The 21,665-nt window shown below is 36.4% G+C and carries 22 protein-coding genes and 1 pseudogene; 14 read left to right on the top strand and 9 right to left on the bottom strand.

The window, feature by feature from the left end; all coding sequences use genetic code 11:
- Entirely contained in the window at positions 1 to 843 is an 843-nt protein-coding gene (locus ASC84_RS12525) for an amino acid ABC transporter permease (protein WP_004723738.1), read from the bottom strand.
- A 91-nt stretch (positions 844 to 934) separates the two neighbouring features.
- Positions 935 to 1,846, bottom strand: coding sequence for an amino acid ABC transporter substrate-binding protein (locus tag ASC84_RS12520; RefSeq protein ID WP_004723734.1), 912 nt, complete (start codon positions 1,844 to 1,846; stop codon positions 935 to 937).
- Positions 1,847 to 2,369: 523 nt separating this feature from the next.
- Between ASC84_RS12520 and ASC84_RS12515 the strand changes: the two genes are divergently transcribed.
- The 5 genes from ASC84_RS12515 (at position 2,370) to ASC84_RS12495 (ending at position 7,129) form a co-directional block, all read left to right on the top strand.
- The gene (locus ASC84_RS12515) at positions 2,370 to 3,818 is read left to right on the top strand and encodes an RNA polymerase factor sigma-54 (RefSeq protein ID WP_034613871.1); all 1,449 of its coding nucleotides are present in this window, start codon (positions 2,370 to 2,372) and stop codon (positions 3,816 to 3,818) included.
- A gap of 179 nt (positions 3,819 to 3,997) precedes the next feature.
- The gene (raiA, locus tag ASC84_RS12510) at positions 3,998 to 4,339 is read left to right on the top strand and encodes a ribosome-associated translation inhibitor RaiA (protein WP_004723731.1); all 342 of its coding nucleotides are present in this window, start codon (positions 3,998 to 4,000) and stop codon (positions 4,337 to 4,339) included.
- Between the two features lie 135 nt (positions 4,340 to 4,474).
- Positions 4,475 to 4,726: a BolA family iron metabolism protein IbaG gene (ibaG, locus tag ASC84_RS12505; protein WP_004723729.1), complete on the top strand. Its 252-nt coding sequence runs from the start codon at positions 4,475 to 4,477 to the stop codon at positions 4,724 to 4,726.
- A gap of 6 nt (positions 4,727 to 4,732) precedes the next feature.
- Positions 4,733 to 5,989 (top strand): UDP-N-acetylglucosamine 1-carboxyvinyltransferase, encoded by a 1,257-nt coding sequence (gene murA, locus ASC84_RS12500; RefSeq protein WP_056515137.1) that lies wholly within the window; start codon positions 4,733 to 4,735, stop codon positions 5,987 to 5,989.
- A gap of 153 nt (positions 5,990 to 6,142) precedes the next feature.
- Entirely contained in the window at positions 6,143 to 7,129 is a 987-nt protein-coding gene (locus ASC84_RS12495; protein ID WP_056515134.1) for a site-specific integrase, read from the top strand.
- Here the strand turns inward: ASC84_RS12495 and ASC84_RS12490 are convergent.
- On the bottom strand, positions 7,126 to 7,395 hold the full coding sequence (locus tag ASC84_RS12490) for a hypothetical protein (protein WP_056515131.1): 270 nt from the start codon (positions 7,393 to 7,395) through the stop codon (positions 7,126 to 7,128). The genes ASC84_RS12495 and ASC84_RS12490 overlap by 4 nt on opposite strands.
- A gap of 41 nt (positions 7,396 to 7,436) precedes the next feature.
- Positions 7,437 to 7,675: pseudogene (locus tag ASC84_RS22365) on the bottom strand (helix-turn-helix transcriptional regulator).
- A 146-nt stretch (positions 7,676 to 7,821) separates the two neighbouring features.
- On the opposite strand from ASC84_RS22365, the gene ASC84_RS12485 reads away from it, so the two are divergent.
- The 5 genes from ASC84_RS12485 to ASC84_RS12465 all read left to right on the top strand — a co-directional run bounded on the left by ASC84_RS12485 (position 7,822) and on the right by ASC84_RS12465 (position 12,141).
- The gene (locus ASC84_RS12485; protein WP_056515128.1) at positions 7,822 to 8,628 is read left to right on the top strand and encodes a hypothetical protein; all 807 of its coding nucleotides are present in this window, start codon (positions 7,822 to 7,824) and stop codon (positions 8,626 to 8,628) included.
- Positions 8,629 to 8,758: 130 nt separating this feature from the next.
- The gene (locus ASC84_RS12480; RefSeq protein WP_056515125.1) at positions 8,759 to 9,778 is read left to right on the top strand and encodes a hypothetical protein; all 1,020 of its coding nucleotides are present in this window, start codon (positions 8,759 to 8,761) and stop codon (positions 9,776 to 9,778) included.
- A 304-nt stretch (positions 9,779 to 10,082) separates the two neighbouring features.
- The gene (locus ASC84_RS12475) at positions 10,083 to 10,958 is read left to right on the top strand and encodes an inovirus-type Gp2 protein (protein WP_056515123.1); all 876 of its coding nucleotides are present in this window, start codon (positions 10,083 to 10,085) and stop codon (positions 10,956 to 10,958) included.
- 102 nt (positions 10,959 to 11,060) lie between these two features.
- Entirely contained in the window at positions 11,061 to 11,357 is a 297-nt protein-coding gene (locus ASC84_RS12470; RefSeq protein WP_056515120.1) for a hypothetical protein, read from the top strand.
- Between the two features lie 424 nt (positions 11,358 to 11,781).
- A complete protein-coding gene (locus tag ASC84_RS12465; protein ID WP_056515115.1) occupies positions 11,782 to 12,141 on the top strand; it encodes a DUF6572 domain-containing protein in 360 nt (119 codons plus the stop codon).
- A 353-nt stretch (positions 12,142 to 12,494) separates the two neighbouring features.
- Here the strand turns inward: ASC84_RS12465 and ASC84_RS12460 are convergent, their stop codons facing one another.
- From ASC84_RS12460 to ASC84_RS12445, 5 genes are all read right to left on the bottom strand, one after another.
- The gene (locus ASC84_RS12460; protein WP_056515112.1) at positions 12,495 to 13,082 is read right to left on the bottom strand and encodes a hypothetical protein; all 588 of its coding nucleotides are present in this window, start codon (positions 13,080 to 13,082) and stop codon (positions 12,495 to 12,497) included.
- Between the two features lie 280 nt (positions 13,083 to 13,362).
- Positions 13,363 to 13,809, bottom strand: coding sequence for a hypothetical protein (locus ASC84_RS12455; protein ID WP_056515109.1), 447 nt, complete (start codon positions 13,807 to 13,809; stop codon positions 13,363 to 13,365).
- Between the two features lie 33 nt (positions 13,810 to 13,842).
- Positions 13,843 to 14,067, bottom strand: coding sequence for a hypothetical protein (locus ASC84_RS12450; RefSeq protein ID WP_056515107.1), 225 nt, complete (start codon positions 14,065 to 14,067; stop codon positions 13,843 to 13,845).
- Positions 14,068 to 14,196 carry a hypothetical protein gene (locus ASC84_RS23485; protein ID WP_264753251.1) on the bottom strand — a complete coding sequence of 43 codons (129 nt, stop codon included), beginning with the start codon at positions 14,194 to 14,196 and terminating at the stop codon, positions 14,068 to 14,070.
- A gap of 3 nt (positions 14,197 to 14,199) precedes the next feature.
- The gene (locus ASC84_RS12445) at positions 14,200 to 14,454 is read right to left on the bottom strand and encodes a hypothetical protein (protein ID WP_056515104.1); all 255 of its coding nucleotides are present in this window, start codon (positions 14,452 to 14,454) and stop codon (positions 14,200 to 14,202) included.
- Positions 14,455 to 15,130: 676 nt separating this feature from the next.
- On the opposite strand from ASC84_RS12445, the gene ASC84_RS12440 reads away from it, so the two are divergent.
- The 4 genes from ASC84_RS12440 to ASC84_RS12420 all read left to right on the top strand — a co-directional run bounded on the left by ASC84_RS12440 (position 15,131) and on the right by ASC84_RS12420 (position 21,660).
- A complete protein-coding gene (locus tag ASC84_RS12440; RefSeq protein ID WP_056515102.1) occupies positions 15,131 to 16,162 on the top strand; it encodes a DUF932 domain-containing protein in 1,032 nt (343 codons plus the stop codon).
- 355 nt (positions 16,163 to 16,517) lie between these two features.
- The gene (locus ASC84_RS12430; RefSeq protein WP_056515094.1) at positions 16,518 to 17,570 is read left to right on the top strand and encodes a YqaJ viral recombinase family protein; all 1,053 of its coding nucleotides are present in this window, start codon (positions 16,518 to 16,520) and stop codon (positions 17,568 to 17,570) included.
- 119 nt (positions 17,571 to 17,689) lie between these two features.
- The gene (locus ASC84_RS12425) at positions 17,690 to 18,631 is read left to right on the top strand and encodes a hypothetical protein (protein WP_056515091.1); all 942 of its coding nucleotides are present in this window, start codon (positions 17,690 to 17,692) and stop codon (positions 18,629 to 18,631) included.
- A gap of 170 nt (positions 18,632 to 18,801) precedes the next feature.
- Entirely contained in the window at positions 18,802 to 21,660 is a 2,859-nt protein-coding gene (locus tag ASC84_RS12420; RefSeq protein ID WP_056515088.1) for an SNF2-related protein, read from the top strand.
- Positions 21,661 to 21,665 lie beyond the last annotated feature (5 nt).

Genomic DNA, 21,665 nt, shown 5'->3' with positions numbered 1-21,665 from the left:
CTATTTACCCCCCGAGCCTAGACCAGGAACAGCCATACGTTTTTCAATCCAAGCCATGATCAATTTAATGGTATAGGTAATGACTAAGTAAACTGGTGTCGAAAGAATAAGAATAACAATATCTTGGGATGTTTCTTCACGCATGGTTTTGGTATAAGCAAAGAAGTTCAAAACACTCAGTGCATAAAGCACGGCAGAGTTTTTGAAAATATTCATTGCTTCAGAAGTGAGTGTTGGCCAAACAATACGATAAGCGACAGGGAGAATGACATAGCGATAACTTTGGCTTTGATTTAAACCAATTGCAAAAGCTGCATTTTTTTGTCCATTTGAAACCGTATTAATACCTGAACGTACTTGTTCAGCAATACGTGCTGCAGTATATAGACCGAGTGCAAATACCCCAACCACTGCAGGATTGTCATTGAGAATATTTTGCCACCATCCACCATGAACCATCTCTCCACTACCAGTACTTAAGCTGAGTGGTAATAATTGCGGGAATACAAATGCCCAGAAAAACAGTTGTACGATCAGGGGAATATTTCGGAAAAGTTCGACATAACAGGTACCAATAAATGAAAGCGGTTTATTGGGTAATGTACGTAAAATCCCGATGAGAGATCCAAGAAGAAATGCAATGAAAAATGCAGCAATCGCGGTCCAGACCATAGTCCAAACACCTGAGCCTAGGAGTTGTAACCAGGTTGGTGCATCTGCAACAGGGGAATAACTTTCACCACCAATCGCTTTACAGACAGATTCAGCCCATGCAGCTTTATCAAGACTATATTCATTCGAGGGGAGACAATATGCTGTCCAGTTAAGTGAGCCTACGGACATGTGTGCTCCTTGTATTTTTAATTTTATAAAAATTTATAGACCAGACTTTAAATCGAATCTGATCTATAAACCGTTGTTTTAAACTACGTTATTAGTTAATACCAGCATCCGTAGGATTAGCTTTAAGCTTTAAATATGATGAGCTCATTGGCATATTTAAATTGACATTTTTAGGTGCGATTGGTGATTGGAACCATTTTTTATATAGCGCCGCCATTTGACCATTTTTCCACATTGTTGTTACTGTTTTATCTGCGATTGCTTTATATGCTGCATCGCCTTTTGGTAACATAATGCCATATGGTTCAGAAGAAAGTACTGGACCTACAATTTTAAAGTCTTTTGGATTTGATGATTTTGCAATTAACCCTGCAAGAATATTGTCATCCATCACAAATGCTGCAGCACGGCCAGAAGCGACCATGGCAAATGAGTCTGAGTGGTCTTTACCATAAACGTTGTTTACGTTGACTTTTTCGCCTTTCTCACCCATTTTGATGTATTTGTCAGATGTAGTCCCTTGGGTGGTTACAACTGCTTTACCATTTAAATCTGCAATTGTTTTAATTGGTGCACTGGCTTTAACTGCCATGCGTACTTCTGTTGCATAATAGTTGGTTGAAAAGCTTACCTGTTGTTGGCGTTGAATAGAGTTTGTTGTCGTACCGCACTCCATATCGATATTGCCTGCCAACATTTCTGGAATACGCGTAGAAGAGGTAACTGCTTTATATTCAACTTTAAGATTTGGCATCTTGAGCGTTTTTTTTAGCTCATTGGCAAAGTTATTACAAATATCAACAGCGTATCCCATTGGTTTACCACCAATCACATAAGAAATCGGATCAGATGACTCACGGTAACCAATGATCACTTTCCCTGATTGTTTGATCTTTGCTAATGTATCTGCTGCTTGAACCTGTGAAAAAGCACCGCCAGCCATAAGTACACCAAGCGCTGTGGTTAAAACTTTTTTTGATAGTGTTTTTGTAGATAGTGTCATTTGAGTTCTCCATTACATGATTTTTTTGGCAGTTTAAGCCGCTCGTTTCTAAAATTAAGCAGTTATCGTGCCAAACCTTTTCCTTGAAACTACGATTCATCATATTTCTTTATATCATTATTTTTATACTCACTATTCCAATAAGTAAAGGATAAAAATAATAAATTTCATAAACTAGAAATGTGACTGGTCTCACAAAGTGGAACCTATTTTATTTAAATATTTTGAAATAAATAGCCCTAAAGCCATTTATTTTTGCTTATAGGTTTTAAATCTCTATTTATATAATTGATGACTATTTCAACAGATCTGGATCGAAGGTCTTTTTAAAAAATTGAATAAAAAAACGACATAATTAAAATTTATCTTTAATTGATAAATAACAAACATTTTTATGTAACGTATTCATTTTTTTTACTGGTCCTAATCCCTTTCCTGTGATATAAAAAATCAGTAGGCATGAATTTTGCATTGCTTATTCACATAAGATGAAATGAAATAATACAGTGTGGGAATTATGGGTATGAAGTTATCGGTTGGATTAAAAGTTGCAAATTCGTTGTCGCTTACGCCACAACTGCAACAAGCCATTCGATTACTGCAATTATCGAGTTTGGAGCTTGAGCAAGAAATTCAAATTCAACTTGATAGTAATCCTTTGCTTGAAAAAGTTGAAGAAGAGACACATGAAAGCCCTGAAAATGTAAAACAAGAACAACAAGAATATGAGCTTTCAGATTCTTTAAATGCCAACCACTTACCTGATGAACTGCCTGTAGATACAGATTGGGATGATGTCTATACCCATCAATCAACTGCAATGGAGCGCCCTGAGTTTGAGGATCGTGAAGACAATCGTCATTCAGAAGCATCATTAAAAGAACATATGTTGGGGCAAGTCAATTTATTGCATTTTTCTCCAGTGGATAAATTGATTGCGTATTGCATTGTCGATGCTTTAGATGAAAAAGGGTTTTTGGCTGCCGATATTGAAGAAATTGTCAGCTCAGTACAGCATCTACTACAACAAATGGATTATGACATTGAAGTTGAAGAGGATGAAGTTCTAGTTGTTTTAAAACATATTCAACGCTTAGAACCGATTGGTATTGGTGCTCGTAGTCTTGCAGAATGTCTTTTTGTGCAAATTGAGGCTTTAGCTACCACCACACTGTTTAGGAAAGAAGCGCTGATGTTGTTGAAACATTATGAGCTTTTGGTCAGTAATGACTTAAATAAACTGATTAAGCAAACGGGTTTAAATGCTGAGTTATTAAAGTCAGCAATTGATTTATTGAAAACCCTTAAGCCATATCCGGGTGCTGAATTTGAGCAAAAAGAATCAGATTATCAAATTCCAGATGTGGTGGTGTCCAAGAAAAATGACCATTGGTATGTTCAACTGAACCCAGATATTTTACCAAAACTTCGAATTAACTCATTTTATTCAGGCATGATTAAACGTGCTGATCAAAGTGATGATAATCAATATTTACGCAATCAAATGCTTGAAGCGAAAAACTTTATTAAAAGTGTTGATGAACGTCACAAAACTTTATTAAAAGTTGCAAGTTGCATTGTGCAACATCAACGTGAGTTTTTAGAAATCGGTGCTGAAGGAATGAAACCTTTGGTTTTGCGAGATGTTGCAGAAGAAGTGGAATTACATGAGTCAACAGTTTCCCGTGTCACTACCAATAAGTTTTTACTGACACCTCGTGGTCTATTTGAGCTGAAATATTTCTTTTCGAGTCACGTTGGAACCACTTCTGGAGGAGAAGCATCGTCGACGGCCATTCGAGCAAAAATCAAAAAGCTTGTTGCAGATGAAAACCCGCGTAAGCCGTTGTCAGACAATACAATTGCCAATTTATTAAAAGAAGAGGGGATTGATGTGGCACGACGGACAGTCGCAAAATATCGTGAATCGTTACATATTCCGTCTTCATCTGACCGAAAAGTGTTGATCTAAATTTTAAAGTGTGGCTATTCTAATTGTTCGTTATGACGAAATAATGAATCGCTTTTTGTCTTTTGGAGTAACTTAAATGATTGCATGATATTGAGCACAGTTTTTTCCTTGGTGAATGCTGTCATGAGATCGTTTGGGTTATGACTTTCATATTCCTATATAAGGAGAGGGATAAAGCTATGCAAATTACAATCCGTGGACATCACTTAAGTATTACACCAGCAATAGAAGAAAATATTCGAGATCGATTTACCCAGATGACCAAGCATATTGATCAGGTCAATAGTATGCAGGTCAAGCTGAGTAAAGATCATCAATTGGATAAAAGATCAAAAAAAGGCAGTGCAAATCATATTGCTGAGGCAATTGTTCGTTTGCCGGGTATAGAGCTTTTCGCCCAAGCGAGCGCTGATGATATGTATAATGCGATTACAAAATTGACAGATAAATTAAAAAGGCAATTAGATAAGCATCGGAAAATGCAGTTGGATTACCAACCAATGGAAATTTTAGCGACATAAAATTGATATTTTAAAAGAGGTTGAAAAGACCTCTTTTTTTTATCTATATTTTTTGTACAAGTTAATGAATTATTTCGGTGAGTTATAGTAAAATATCCGGTTTTTACACTGTCAGTCCTATAAGAGGTCGATGCAATGAATAGTGAACAGCTCACTGAAATCTTAAAAGCAGCTTTTCCTGATGCTGAAGTTGCTGTCAGTGGACAAGCAGGTAAATTTGACCTCCGTATTGTCGATAATCAGTTTGAAGGGAAACGTCCTGTTCCTCGTCAACAAGCTGTTTACGCGCCACTTAATTCTTATATTGCCAGTGGTGAGGTACATGCGGTAACTATTCGTGCGATGACTAAAGAAGAATGGCGCAAAGCCAGTATGTTTGGAGCTTAAGCGTCAATGGATAAATTTGTCATTCAAGGTGGTGTAAAACTCGAAGGTGAAGTTCGTATATCTGGTGCGAAAAATGCGGCTTTACCTTTATTGGCTGCAATGATTCTTGCAGATACACCGATTACATTAAAAAATGTTCCAGATCTAAAAGACGTTCGTACTTTAGTTAAGCTGATTGGTGGTTTAGGTATCACCATGAGTTATGAGGGCGAAACGGTTATCGCGGATACCTCTACACTGGATAATCAGTTTGCACCTTATGAACTGGTTAAAACCATGCGTGCATCTATTTTGGTGCTCGGGCCACTGTTGGCGCGCTATGGTAGTGCAAAAGTTTCACTTCCTGGTGGTTGTGCAATTGGTTCACGCCCTGTTGATCAGCATTTAAAAGCCTTAGAAGCTTTGGGTGCACAAATTGAGGTCGAAGCAGGTTATGTTCACGCCAAAGTGGATGGCCGTTTAAAAGGTGGTGAAGTCATCTTCGATATGGTGACTGTAGGTGGAACCGAAAATATTTTAACTGCTGCAGTATTGGCAGAGGGTGTTACAACAATTCGTAATGCTGCGCGCGAACCTGAAATTACAGACCTTGCACTAATGCTTATTAAAATGGGTGCAAAAATTGAAGGTTTAGACACAGATACCTTAGTGGTCACTGGTGTTGAAAGTCTCCATGGCTGTGAATATTCAGTGGTTGCTGACCGTATTGAAACCGGTTCATATTTGGCCGCGGCAGCAATTACGGGCGGTAAGGTAAAAACCACACATACTGACCCAAATCTTCTTGAATCTGTTTTAGATAAATTTGAAGAAATGGGTGCAGAAGTCACACGCGGTGAAGACTGGATCGAATTGGATATGCTGGGGAAACGTCCGAAGGCTGTCAGCTTCCGTACCTTGCCACATCCAGAATTCCCAACGGATATGCAAGCACAGATCATGGCGGTAAATGCCATTGGACGTGGTTTTGCAACAATTTCTGAAACGATTTTTGAAAATCGTTTTATGCATGTACCTGAGTTAGCTCGTATGGGCGCAAATATTCAGGTTGAAGGTAATGATGCTGTTGTGACAGGTGTGGAAAAATTATCTGCTGCACCTGTTATGGCAACTGACCTACGTGCTTCGTTTTCTTTAGTTTTGGCTGCTTTAGCTGCTGAAGGGGAAACCATTATCGATCGTATTTATCATATTGATCGTGGTTATGAAGATATCGAAGCAAAGTTACAAGGTCTAGGTGCCCAAATTAAGCGAATTCACTAATTTTGGGTTTTTTCTATTAAATGCTATGTTTTATTATTTTTTAATGTAAAACATAGCGTTAACACCATTATTAGTTTTAGTTATTTTTATTTTATTCTATTAAGTTCTATTATTAGAGTTAATTCAATTACGCCAAATTTACGCCACGATATTATGGCTACATTCAGACAACGTAAAGATTCATGGAGGGTTGAGGTTAGTGTAAAAGGTGTTCGTGATAGTGGAACATTCGATACTAAGACTCAAGCCAAAGCATGGGCAGCAAAAAGAGAAACTGAACTTAGAGATCAAGCAAATGGAAAGTTGCCGAGCTTTACTTTACAGAATGCTATTGATCGGTATGTACGTGAAGTTAGCATCAATAAGAAAGCGCACTATAAAGAAATAGCAAGAATCAAAGTATTTTGTAAAAGCTATCCAAACCTATGCAAAAAGCAAATTTCAAAAATAACGACTGATGATCTAGTGCAATGGCGTGATTCTCGTTTAAAGGAAGTCCAAGGGGCAACCGTAAGACGAGAAGCAACAATATTGTCAGGTATATTTACTGTAGCCAAAAAAGAGTGGAAATGGATTTATGAATCCCCTTTAACTGACTTGAGTATGCCACCAATTGCGAAAAGTCGAGATAGAAGGGTCACTCAAGATGAGATTGATAGGTTGTGTTTGGCTGCAATGTGGGATGAATCTACGCCTACAACTTCAACCCAGCAGACTATTATAGCTTTTCTTCTCGCACTTGAAACTGCAATGCGAGCGGGTGAGATTTTAACACTCACATGGGACAGGGTATTTCTGGAAGAAAGATATGTTGCACTTGATGAAACCAAGAATGGTACTAAGCGAAATGTTCCTCTTTCTAAAAGAGCTGTAGAGCTTATTGTGCATCTAAAACCACTCGATAAAACAATGGTTTTTACGTGTAAACGATCTAGTTTTAGTGCGCTTTGGATTGATTTAAAAAAGAAGTGTAAAATTGAAGACTTGCATTTTCATGACTCACGACATGAAGCGTGTACTCGATTGGCTAGAAAATTAGATGTTTTAGACCTTGCCCGAATGATCGGGCATAAGGATTTAAAAAGTTTAATGGTTTATTACAATGCTACCGCTACAGAGATAGCGCATAGATTAGATTAACGTTGTTTTCTTGGTCTACCTTTTTTAGGCTCATCATCTGATTGATTGTTTAACCAGTTTGATATTTCACCTAGATTCCAGCGTCTACCATGCCCACTTCTGGTCACATAACGTGGCTTTGGGAATTCTGGTAAACAGCAAACTGAAGAACGAAAATGTACTTCTCCATAGCCTAGAAATTCGGCTGCCTGAATATCTGTCAACCAAATATCAGACGGCGGTAGTGCCACTATAAAACTACTACCAACATTTGCTATTGCTGTCATTCAACACCATCCAATATTTTAATAAGTCAATTAAGCTTTGTTTAACAACATCCATAGATTTGGCTCTCAGCCCAAGTGGGAATACTGGCAGTTAAATAAGTCGGTTCGGGAAAATCACCACGGCGAATCATTTTCCAAAAAGTTGATTCAGCGACATTTAACAAACCCTTAGTTGCGGGTTTGTGAGATAATTGACGGCGACCCCACGATCAATATAATCTTTTACTGGACGTTCAGAGTGATACGCTAAATCTTTAATTCGGTAACGATTTTCTAGCATTTATGATCTCCATAATTTTAATTCAGTTCTAAGCTTTTGCTTCGATATGTGCATATTAGATAGGTTTGAAAAAAATAAAAATGATACTAGAAATATAAAAAAAAATAGTGCTAGAATTGTTTTACTATATTGATATTAAAGTAATTATGAAAAAAATAACTGAAAGTGATTTAAGGGAATTAAGAAAGGAAATTTTAAGATGTTTTCTTCATGTTGCTGATTCCAAGCTCGGCATTAAATTGAATGGAACTGAGCAACAATTAGTATTGCTCATGGGGGATGTCAAGAATCGAAGTATCAAAGGTTTACGTATTGGTGCCTTGTATTTGGCACTGGAGGAACTCACTAATTATTTGTTGATATTTGATGATTTACCTCAAACAGTTTTAAATAAAGAATACAAGCGTATTTTAAATAATTATATTGAATTTGGATATCATCTCTATGGGTTTGATAATAAAAAATTAAAAAATAGAATTAATGGTTTAAAAAATATTAAAAAAAGATATGAAAAAAATCTCTATGAAAAAAGACAAATTATCTATCGTGTTTTAAGGGAAACTGCATTGCAACGAGGAAAGTGGTCTACTCTTAATCAAGCAGTTAAAGAAGTTTATCCAATACTTGAAGTTGAGTTCAATAAATTTGATGAGCAATGGATTAAAACTAGGATGAAAGAACTAAAAAAACAAATTAAGCAAAATGAACTTGCTTTGAAAGATAATAAAAAACCTTCCTGCGATGAAAGTCAAATTAATTATCAGAATAGAACTTATGTAAATAAAATAAACAAGTGTAAAAGTGAGTATGAAAAGCTTGTAAAAGCTTTAAAAGCTAAAAATATTGGCGATGTTATGGGGAGAACTTTGGCTTTTAATTCAGATTATCAAGAAGAAACTATAATTAATCATTTAAGGGATTGCCCTGATGTACTGATAGAAGTTTTGAAATAAAAATATTACTATCTATGTATAGTCAATAGTGTTAATGTAATTTTTTTAAAAAACTCACTGATATTATTGCGAAAAATCAAAATAACAACTAACTTGAATGATAACAACTAACTTGAAGTGAGGGAAGTATATGCAAAATCGCATTTTGGTCCATCCAATGCTGCATCACGAAAAAAGATTTTCTGATTTTGAGACGAGCTCTTTTAATGATTTGTGTGAATACATCAGTTATCATGAATCATGTCATTACCCTGAAGAAGGCTATTTTTCAGAAATAATCGAGAAGTTGGAAGGGCATATGTATTCACTAAAAGATAGTGCAAAACTTCGGAATAAAGACCTTAAAAAAATAAATGAGAATTTTGCAAAATATTTAAGGCATAATTTAGATAATATTTTTGAGTTGATGAGAACGATGAATGAATTCTCACCAGAAGTTGGTCTATTTAAAATTAAATTTATTCAATTCGTAAAAGATTATAAGAACAATAAGAAAGATACAACTTCGTTAGATGACTCAATAAGCAAATTTATAAAAGATTTAAAAGGCTATATTAATATTGAAAAGCTAACTAAAGAAAAAAATAAATTGCGAACTCGCATTGTGAAAAATAGAACATCACTTTTACAGTATGTTGAAAATTTATTGAATGAAAATTTCGAATTAGAAATTATCCGCTTTGAAGTTTCGTATGAAGCTAATGGCATTAAACAGGAATCAATTAAAGGTTTTGCTCAGTACAGAGATCAATTATTTTACTATCTTAGTAAAATTTTACTCAAAGATAAGCTACTTGGTTATGTTTGGAAATTTCAGCCTCAGCAGAAAGATGGAAATATAAGCTGTCATATCATATTGTTCTTAAAAGGGAATGAGTCTAAATTAAGAAATAAAGAACTGGATATGGAAGATGTTAAGAAAGAGTGGTTTAGGCTAACAAATCATCAAGGGGGATATTGGGATTGTGATTCATATTTAAGATATAGGAGTCAGGGGGCAGGTTTAATTAATAATTTAGATGAAAGCAAAAAAAATGAATTAAAAAATGCAATAAAGTACCTTTCGAATCCTGATTATTTCATTAGGTTGGATTTGCCAAAAGGCATACGTGCTTATGGGCGAGGAGAGATCAAGCTACAAGCGAAATGAACGGATAATTCTTGCTTAGAATTTTAAAGGATTAATTGACTTTTGAAAGAGTATAAGTCACATGCTTATAGGTTATTTTTTGTTTTTTCTTCATAGGATAATGCTGGGTTATTAATATTATTATTCAATTTTAATCAATCTCACTTAGTAAATATACTCTACTATAACTAGTGTCTATTCTTCTAAGTAGTTGGATTGAAATAATAAAAATAAGTTAGAAGGATTGATACATGAAATTCATGTAAACAGTAAAAGATTACATGATGGTTATTTCTATGAGATAAATCTTTCATAGGTAATCAACATGAGTGAATCAGTTAACGAATCAAAAATATTAATCGAGATTGAATGTTTTGTAGAAAGTATAGTAAGTAAAAAGACTGAGCCTAAAAATTTCTATAAAGACCTAACAGACCTACTGATTCAATTTAATCAAATCTATAGTCCACCTTTTTATTATTCCGCTTCCATTGGAGCGTTCCTTAAGTTAATTAATGATTTTGATGAATGCCTAGAGTCAGGTTTCTACTCTTTGTTACTCAATAAATTAAAACAGATCCCCTTTGATAAAATACAACAAAGTTTTAAAAGACATTACCGCATACATGAACGCCGATTGCGTGATCATCGTTATGGTGAGTCTCGAAATACAAAGCAGTTAATTGCACGTATGAAAAAAGTCAGTGATGATTATTCTCGTATCTTGGTTGTACGAGTTGATTTAGCCTATCCGCTTAAACATCAAGTTCAAGTAGGTATTAAAGAATTTAGTCATCATATGAAGATATTAAGAAAAAGAATAAATGATCAAGATAAAATCTTTAAAGGATTGATCGAATCTGCTTGGGCATTAGAGCAAGGCACTGATAAGGGCTACCATTGTCACTTATTATTGGTCTATAAGGGCAGTGAGCGCTGTAAAGCCTATGGTATTGCTAAACAGGTGGGTGATTTATGGAAGTCCATTACGGGTGATTTAGGCTGTTATTTCAATTGCCATGATCCTAACTATCTCAAACAGTTTTCTGATCGAAATACTTTAGGGATTGGGATGATTCATCGTAAGAATAAGGATGAAGTGAATAATATGTTGCATACTGTAAAATACTTAGTTAGACCTGAAAAAGAAAATCAGCATCTACGTGTGAAGTGTAAAAACCGTATGCGGACATTTGCATAATTAAAAAAATCTCAGACCTACATTATCAAAAAGAGAAACACTCGTTCTCAAACAGGTCTGTACTAATGCAAACCTGTTTTGACTAATTCTGAGATAAATATTATGCAAATTCATTGTCCTTATTGCCACTCCGATCAAATCCATCGAATGACTCAACATGTTCCATACGAACGTAATGAGAACCCGAAATCATTGAATGCTTCAATCAATATGGCGAGCATTGGTGCTACATTAGCCAAAAACTTACCGACGTCTATTCCTATTACCCCATGGGTAGGAGGTCTAGCAGGCGCAGTGATTGGCGGGATTATTAGTAGTGTATTTGAGCCACCTGCACGTCCAGTACCTATTCCTATGAGTTACTTTTATTGTGCCAACTGTCAGCAAAGTTTTTATTGAATACAGTTTAAAACTTAAATTTTGGTATTAGGTCAATAAAAACCGATTTGTATATTGTACAAGTCGGTTCCTTAAGAAAGCGTAGCAAAAGTAACGAGTTTTTTGGGTTTAACTAGTGGAAACTCACAGCTTATAGGGAATTAGGCAGACCTCATATCTACGTGATACCTTAAATTTTAATTACTTGGGAAAGTATTAACTCTTAAATCTATGTGCAACATAGCCGTCTATGTGCTAAATTTTATCCTCAATGCAAAGTATCTTGTAGAGTCTCTTTTACACTAGGTCGAAAAGTAAATAAACTATAGATTAAAAAGGGGGTGTTAAGGGGGGCCATGAAGTTGCTTTTAAGCACAATCAGGAAATAGCGCTATTTCTAATTTTAATTTTACGGCCGGATAGTTATCTTAAGTTGGACATTAATATGAGTATCACAAATCTTGATGAAATAGACTATATTGCATATATTCCAGATGAGAAGCATTTGAAATTAATGATTTTAGATAGTTACTTTTGGGATGATGATAGCGTGCGTAATAGTGATATTGATGAAAAAAATACTGCTCATGCTCAATTATTAACAGATAAAATTAATTTATATGTAAAGTACATTCTTTCAGATGAAATTAGTGAGAAATTTGGTTCTCATGAAATTGAGAAAACAAGTATTGAGATAGTACAGCCAAATGAATTCAATGCATTTAGCACACTTTTTTTTGTTGATGTTACAAATTTTTTAGCTAAGAATCATATCCTGATTAGTTATAGAGTTTTTGAAGGATAATTGATAAATTTAAATGGATTAAGAGAATTTCTATTTTATAAGATGTTAATAAATCGTTGTCTTTGATTGAGAAAAGGCTGTGATTTTAAATGATGCGTGCTTAAAAAAAGAGGCTTTAACTTGGTAAACTATAGATACTTATCAGAAGTTAACCATGAGCAAAAACTAGAAGATTTATAAAGCTGAATTTAAAGCGGAAGTAATAAAACTAATTGAAGAAAATAATGGCAGTGTCTTAGAAGCCACAAGACAGCTTGGCATTTCAATGAAAAATAAAACCGATTTGTATATTGTACAAGTCGGTTTGTTTGAAAAGGAAAAAGAGCGAATAGTTCTTTTTTTGTTTGAAAAAACTAAACGAATCGGTAAAACTTTCCATTAATTTTTATATCAACATATTTGACCTGTTTTTCTGGACAGGGCATCAGTGAAACATTTAGCCCCATATCAGTTAAAGTTTCACCATCTAGACTCCATGTATCTACTTCACATGAATGACTATCTTTAGCTGTTATTTTTACTTCATTAATCAGCATATCAGGGAACCCAATAGGTTTACCTAAACTTATGGATTCTATCAAGGTAGGTTTATCCAAATTCATACTGTACATAAAGTATAAACGTGGGACAGAATCGTTATAACAATCCACACTGTATTCGTTAGCACCACAACTTTCAACGACTGGGATGGATTGAGAATCTGACTGTGTATTGGCTATTTTTGAGTGTTGTAATTCAGCTGCTGTAATAGAGGGGTTAGTCTCCAGAGTAGATAGTTGACTTGCTTCAGGTTGAGACACCTGTGATTGAGCAGGATTAATATCTGATGGAACGTTACTGCTGATTGGTGATTGCTTAGATTGATTCCATACAAGATAAGCTATTCCAGCAAGGGCAATAATAATGATCACATTGAAGATCAGTTGCAGATGATTTTTCATGTAATTATCCTTTTGATATTCTATAAAGTTAGATCACGTTGAAACTCATTTAGAACGAACAAAATGTTTCACACATCATGAAGAAAATAAGCAACCCATTCATATACAGAAATAAATAAGCAGTTGTAATGACTCATAATGTTGAGGTCTTTGCCATGAATGACTCAATATCGTTCTAAGGTGGAGCTACCTAGGTTTTTAAGCCTAGGCATGCTTATTTCTTTTTTGATCATGGATATAAGCAATAATAGAATGAGCGCAACGATTAAAAATTTGAGAATTATAGTGAAGCACAGGTCTCAACTAGTTCTTTAGCAAAAGCTTTATTGGCTTTTGTAGATATGAACGAAGCCATTTCTTTATTGTTAATAAAAACATTAATTTTTTTGGCTTTTCCTAGATGAGCGATAAGTTTATCCCAATCATTTCCATTCAGTCTGGATTGTGTTTCATTGGGTACTTCAAGTGCTTTTCCATCAATGATAAAGCTGAAAGATGATTGCTTGTTAAAGCTTGCATACGCTTTACTTCCAGTTGAGAGTTCCACTGAGTGATCAACGTTTAAAACACCGCCACTGTTGCATGAAATGGTCAATTTTTGGTTTTGACCATTTTGGAGGGAATACAAACTAAAGCCTTGTGCAAAACTATCTTGCCAGATATTGGGCGCTGCTTGAGATGTGGAATACATACACAGTATGAAAGCCATTAATGTGAATTTTTTCATGAGAAGATCCTATAGATATTTTTAGATTGGACTTTATTTAGAGCGAAGAACTAAGCCACCGATGATTAAAAGAATAAGCATTCCACCAATGAACTTACCCACGGAAGGGAACATCACCGCAGGCCAAATCACACCTTGCCCCAAGTGATAGGCAAAGGACTTATAGCTATGTTGACCCCAAAAGTTTTGATAGATGGCGAACAGTAAGCCGATAATCAAATAAGAACGGATTAACCAAGATGTAATAGATGTATTCATTTATTTTTCTCCAAGTGCAAATTTAAGAAGTAAGACAAACAGTCCGAAAAGGATCATCAAGCCAATAAAAGGTAGTCCTAGAAAACAGATGATCGCAATCACACAGATGATTCCAGCAATGACTCTCATGATTTATTCCCTCATGCATTGCAGGCCACTTTGTATCATGTCGTATTGAAATGATTCAGTCTGGCTCAGGGTGTATAGATTGTTCTTTAAACCTTCTTCTCCATATTTGCTTTCAAGTTTTTGATAGGCACATTTACAGGCAGATCGCTCCATCCCTGTAGATTGACAACCATTGATAAATTCTCGTTCAGCTTTACTGGCACAACCCAGTGTCAGTAGTGAACAGCTGATAATTAGAATTGAAGTTTGAATTTTCATCATTCTCCCCTAATTTATTGTTTTTGCTTATTTTGGAATTGATCATTTCAACAGCATGACAAAATGCAAAGACAAAGCCGTCTTATTCCAAGGACAAATAAGTCTTTAGATTGAATGTCTGTTGAATGAAAAACTAGCTGTTATGCCAAAGGCATTGCGATACCCAATAGGGCTTTAGAGAAAAGAGTAAAGAAAGAAAATGCTTAGTCATGATGACTACTCCTATATGCAATAGAAGTTCTGCCTAATCACTGCTAAATGATTATGGTGGCAGAACGAAAAGGGGTTAGCAGACTGGGCATATAGAACCAGCACGCGCGGACGCGTCCCCCTCCCGTTCTACCGCAAAGGGGGACGAGAAGGTTTCACATAGGACTTATTCTCAGAAAAAATAAGTCTGATGCGCTATATACAACGGTCTGCTAAAACCGACTGACAATGTAGGTCAGCAAGTTAAGGATAATCGTGAGTATCTCTTTAGTCAATTGAGTGATTTAAAAAGTGCTTTATTTCCATTCGATTAGAAAAAATTTCAGCTATATATCATAAACGTGAATCAAGAGATTCAATTTCATTTGAACTTTCTCACCTTTGGTCTGCTCTCTCAGCAGGCCTTTTTTATGCCCCAAGTATAGATTAGCAATTCTGCAACATTACATTTTAAAAGGAAATTCTAATGGCTCATTTAATTGAACAAATGGCTTATGTTGGACAAACCCCTTGGCATGGTTTAGGGAATCAACTGACGCAAAACCAACCGATTGATGTTTGGGCACAACAGGCAGGCATGGATTGGCGCATCGAATCCTCCGATGTTAGTTATATGGCGCAGAATGAACGTGGGCAAAGCATAATCATGCCCTATGAAGAACAACGGGTACTTTATCGTTCAGATACCCATGCACCTTTATCGGTGGTCAGTCAGCGCTTTCAAGAAGTGCAACCTCAAGAGATTCTACATTTCTACAAAGACTTGACAGAACAATCTGGCTTTGAACTCGAAACAGCAGGCGTACTCAAAGGTGGTAAGAAATTCTGGGCTTTGGCGAAAACTGGACAAACGAATGCACTCAAAGGCAAAGATGTCAGTAATGGTTATATTCTATTAGCCACGGCTTGTGATGGTACGCTTGCCACCACAGCACAATTTACTTCCATTCGTGTGGTGTGTAATAACACCTTAGCCATTGCACTGAAAGGGCAGGAAGCAAGTCGAGGTGTGGTCAAAGTGCCACATAGCACTAAATTTGACGCAGAAAAAATTAAACAGCAGTTGGGTATTTCTGTACGGGCATGGGATGAACACATGTATGAAATGAAGCAACTCAGTCAACGTAAAGTGACGCAACAGGAAGCGGCTGCTTATTTCGATGCTGTATTTAACAATACCAGTCTCAGCCAGACACAACAGGATGAAAGCATTATTCAGTTTTATCGCAATGTTGCCAATCAAGCCGAGACTACAAAAGCAGAACCCAACGGACGAGCCATGTCTAAAGTCATGACCATGTTTAATGGGCATGGTCGAGGTGCAGAACTCAGTTCAGCCAAAGATACAGCCTATGGTTTACTTTGCGCTATAACAGAACATTGTGACCACGAACGCAGAGCCATGAGCCAGGATCACCGCCTTGATTCAGCATGGTTTGGTGCAGGCGCAGGCTTAAAACAACGTGGACTAGAACAGGCTTTAAGAATGATTGCTTAAAACAGGTATCGAGGTTTTATTTAAACAATATCGCCATCACTCAGAGGATTTGATGACAGATGATAGTTTTGAGTACAAGTTTAAGATTGGGGATTTAGTGGTTTTAGTTTATCCCATTCAGGATGTGCAGGTGAGGACAGTGGACGAAATACCACACCCTCAATATCTGGTCTTAGATGGATATCGGCATATCTACCATACTGACTTTATCCGTCTTGCAACGTTTGAAGAAATTAAGCTGAGTTATCGCATCGACTAAATACAGCTTAAACATACTGATTTCACTTCTAATCCCATGCCCAAAATCGGCATGGGATTTTTTATGCACAAAATTAGATAAATACAGGAATAAACAATGAATAGTGACTCGAATATTGTAACTCCATCCAAAGCAGTAATAAAAAGCCAAGCTTTTATTGCACCACGTTTATTCAGTGCCAAACGTCTGGTAAATACCAAAAGCATGAGCCAAGCCGAATGGTTAGAAGTGCGTCGGCAAGGCATAGGCAGTAGTGATTGTGCAGCTGCTTGTGGACTTAATCCTTATATGTCAATGCTTGAACTTTGGATGATTAAGACAGGGCGGATTCAACAGAACATTGAGGATGAAAGTGAAGGACATGCACCGCTCTATTGGGGCAAACGCCTAGAGCCTTTGGTGGCTGAATACTATAGTCTACATACCAACTACAAAGTACGTCGAGTCAATGCGGTATTGCAACATCCAGATCCAGATAAACATTTTATGTTGGCAAACTTGGATTACTCGGTAGTCGGTGATGCAGATGTACAGATACTTGAATGTAAAACCGCTGGAGAATATGGCGCAAAACTATGGCGAGATGGTGTGCCTTTATACGTGCTGTGCCAAGTGCAACATCAACTGGCTGTGACAGGTAAACAAGCAGCACATATTTGTGTGTTGATCTGTGGGCATGAAACTCGAATTTTTAAAGTGACGCGTTCAGAATCGGTGATCAAGCACATCATCAATGCAGAACAACACTTTTGGGAATGTGTGGAAAAAGACACCCCACCAGATGCTGATGCGAGTGAATCAGCAGCCAAAGCCTTACAGCTACTTTATCCAGAACATATTCCACTGAGTACCACAGATTTATCCGAAGATACGCAAGCCAATCAACAATTTGAACAATTGATTAAGTCACGTCACCAAATCGAAAGACATCAAGAGCAATTTGACCTACTTAAACATCAACTGCAAGCCAAGATGCAACAGGCTGAACGAGCGACCTTTCAAATAGGTTCTGTTACTTGGAAAAAGTCCAAGGACTCCATCAGCTTAGACAGTAAGGCTTTACTCAAAGCATATCCAGAATACTTAAACCAATTTCCACAAAGCAAGCAGGGTTCACGGCGTTTCAACATCTATACAGATGATGATTGAAAGGCAATTAGCCTAAGCAAAACAGAAGACTCCAGTTAAACATCCCATACCTGAGCGTATGGGATTTTTTAAGTTGATTCCATTTTTAACCAAACAACTAAAGCAAAGAGGAAAATACCATGATTAAAGGTTTAGCCATCACACCACCCATACTCGGCAGAATCAGTATCGGTAAAGTCGTTGAAAAGAATGGAAAACGGCTGCCTGAAAAGGATGATCAATTTACCATTACTAGTCAAATTCAAGGCAAAGATGGATGGGTCAAACATCCGCTTGATGAACAACTTCGAGCCAAAGTACCGAATCAAAAACTCAGAATCATTCCAGTGCGTATGATCTTTAATGATCCCGAACTTAACCTTCGAGCTGAGTACACCTTATTTGATCGACAAACAGGGCGACCTGTGTGTATTGGCAACGGTGAGACTTGCCAAAGGCAAACTAGTCAAGGCATTGAACGTCATCCATGTCCATCACCAGATTTATGCCCATTGGCACCAGGAGGGAACTGTAAGCCTTTTGGTAGATTGCATGTCAATTTGGATGAATCGGATGAATTGGGTACTTTTATTTTTAGAACGACTGGCTTTAACAGCATTCGAACCTTGGCAGCACGCTTGTCTTATTACCATGCAGCATCCAATGGCTTACTTTCATGTTTGCCACTACAACTCATGCTCAGAGGCAAGAGCACAACTCAAAGTTATCGAACACCTGTGTACTACGTAGATTTAACACTTAGGGATGATGTCAATCTTCAACAAGCCATTCAAACAGCTAAAGAAATTGATCAGCAGAGTAAAGCAACTGGATTTAATCAAGTGGCTTTAGATCAGATGGCTAGGCAATGCTTTAGTAATGCGCGGTTTGAAGTGAATGCTGAAGAGGGATTGGATTTGGTGGAGGAGTTTTATAATGATGAAAATCAAGATACTGAAGTAGAAAAAGCACAATCTGAAACTACAGCTCGAACTAAGACAAAGCCTAAGCCGAATCAGGGTGAGGGGTTTGTGCAGGATATGCAGAAGGGATTGCAAGGAAGTGTGAGGGCAGTGAATTAATAGCAATATTTATCTTTGTTTTTCTTGAAGATGAAACTAGGATCTTGATGATCATGGGGGGATTTACCCCCTTATTTTTTTGTATTTTATCAAGTAGATAAGTTTGAAAAGGAAAAAACTTTTTTTAATGTTATGATATTTATCATTACTTACTTATAAAATATTTAGTTATGTCAGCCATACTTTCTAATCAACAAAAACAATATTTATCATGGTTGCTGACTAAAAAATCTGCTGATAACTCAATTGACTCTTTAGCATCTACATTGATTGATTCACAAGTTGATTTGAATCCACATCAAGTTGACGCAGCATTGTTCGCTTTTAAAAATCCATTATCTCAGGGCGTACTACTTGCAGATGAGGTGGGCTTAGGTAAAACGATAGAAGCAGGTTTAGTGATTGCTCAAACTTGGGCAGAGAGAAAAAAGCGCATTTTAATCATTACGCCAGCGAATCTTAGAAAGCAGTGGTATCAGGAGCTTTATGACAAGTTTGGCTTGAAGGCTGTTATTTTTGAAGCGAAAATTTATAACCAACTAAAAAAAGAGGGTAACACAAAGCCTTTTATTCAAGATGAAATTATTATCTGTTCTTATCAGTTTGCGAAATCAAAAGCAAATGACTTAAAGAACATTGCTTGGGATTTAGTCGTAATCGATGAAGCACATCGACTGAGAAATGTTTATAAAAAACAGAATGTAACAGCAAATTTAATCAAACAATCCCTAGCTCATGTGCACAACAAAGTACTATTAACTGCAACCCCATTACAAAACTCTTTATTAGAGCTTTATGGTTTGGTGAGTATTTTAGATGAGCGAGTCTTTGGAGATTTAGAAAGCTTTAAAAGTCAATTTATTACAGGGGATAAGGAAGTAACACTTCCACAACTTCGAGCAAGATTAGCAACGGTATGTAAACGAACTCTAAGACAACAGGTACAGCCTTTTGTTTCATATACGGCACGTCGTGCAATTGTTCAGGACTTTACACCATCTAAAGACGAACAACAATTAAGAGAATTGGTAGCTGACTATTTACGTCGCCCTAATTTGCAAGCTTTACCAGTTGGGCAAAGACAGTTGATTTCTCTTGTGTTGTGGAAGTTACTGGCTTCATCAACTCAGGCGATTGCTGGTGCTTTAGCCACAATGACTACTCGTCTAGAAAAGAAATTGCTTGATCAAGATTCTAATATTTTGGATGAGTTAGATGATGACTACGAAGCTTTAACAGAGTCTGGAGATGACTATGAAGAGCTTCTTGAAGAAGATGAAATTTTATCAGCGCAAGAAAAGCAAGCTATTGAGTTGGAAATTGCTGAGCTTAAAGAATTTCAATCTTTAGCTATAAACATTAAACAGCAGTCCAAAGGGCAAGCTTTACTTACAGCATTAGAAACAGCATTTGAGGCTTTGCAAGAGTTAGGTGCAGAAAGAAAAGCCATTATTTTTACTGAATCGAAACGGACTCAAGAATATTTAACTGAATTGCTGAAAGGTACATCTTATTTTGATGGTTTGGTTTTATTTAACGGCACCAATAATGATGATAAAGCGAAGAAAATCTATAAGGAATGGATTGAGCGATATAAAGGGACGGATCGTGTTACAGGTGCAAAGTCAGCAGATACACGTGCAGCATTAGTTGATTACTTTAAAGAGCAAGGTTCTGTCATGATTGCGACGGAGGCTGGTGCGGAAGGGATTAACTTGCAGTTTTGTTCTTTGATTATTAACTATGATTTGCCATGGAATCCACAGCGTATTGAGCAACGTATTGGACGTTGTCATCGTTATGGGCAAAAGCATGATGTCGTAGTTGTAAATTTTGTTGATCGAAGTAATGAAGCTGATTCTCGTGTTTATGATTTACTCTCTGAAAAGTTCCAACTCTTTGATGGGGTCTTTGGTGCAAGTGATGAAATTCTAGGAACAATTGGTTCTGGTATGGATTTTGAAAAAAGAATCGCAGAAATTTATCAGGAGTGTCGTGATCCTGAGGAAATAGCGCAAAGCTTTGAAAGTTTACAGAATGAGCTTTCAGCTGAAATTAATGAAGCAATGCTAAATACTCGTAATTTGCTGATGAATCATTTTGATGAAAATGTTCTTTATCGTATTAAGTCTGATGCTGTTCAAATTCGACAGACTTATGAGCAATATTTATTGGCATTGCTCAATGATGAATTTAGCAGTCATAAGGCAAATGTCGTATTTGATGAAAATGGTTTCCAATTAAATGATGCAATTACGATTGATGGAACATCATTCAATAAAGGCCGCTATGATCTAGCCAAAACAAATACACATGAACATGTCATACGTTTAAATCATCCTTTTGTTCAAGCCTTATTGGATCGATTCAAGGCACAAATACTCAAGCCTGCAAAATTGGTATTTGATTATGATGCTTATGGTTTACAGGTATCTAGTTTAAAGCCATTCATCGGTAATTCAGGTTTTTTAATTGCTGAATTGTTAGAAGTTTCTAGTCTTGGTCGTCTTGAGCAACATCTTGTTTTGAGTGCAATAACTAATTCAGGTGAATTTTTGGCGGATGATGATCCTGAGAAGCTTTTAAAATTGCCTATGAAATCTCAAGCTGATATTACTCAAATTGTATTGCCTGAGAAGATATGTTTAGAGCAAGAAAATCGTAAGAATAGGATTCTTGAGGAAGTCAATGTTCGAAACCTTGGATTTTTTGATCAGGAAATTATCAAACTTGATGGCTGGGCTGATGATTTAAAAAATGGTCTTGAGGTTGAGATTAAGGAAATTGATAAAGCAATTAAAGAAGCAAGAAAATCTGCGACCATAGCAGCTTCATTACAAGATAAGTTGAATTGGCAAAAGACACAGCGTGAATTAGAGATGAAGCGCACGAAGTTGCGTCGTGAGTTATTTGATCGACAAGATGAAATTGATATGCAATGTAATGAGTTGATTGGTCAATTAGAGGGGCAGCTTGAACAAAAAATTGCGATAAAGAAGTTATTTATGATTGAATGGCAATTAAAATAGGCATT

The organism is Acinetobacter sp. Root1280, from assembly GCF_001425285.1.
Classification (GTDB): Bacteria; Pseudomonadota; Gammaproteobacteria; order Pseudomonadales; family Moraxellaceae; genus Acinetobacter; species Acinetobacter guillouiae.
The sequence above is the reverse complement of the archived record's forward strand: the minus strand, read 5'-3'. Positions and strand labels throughout refer to the sequence as shown.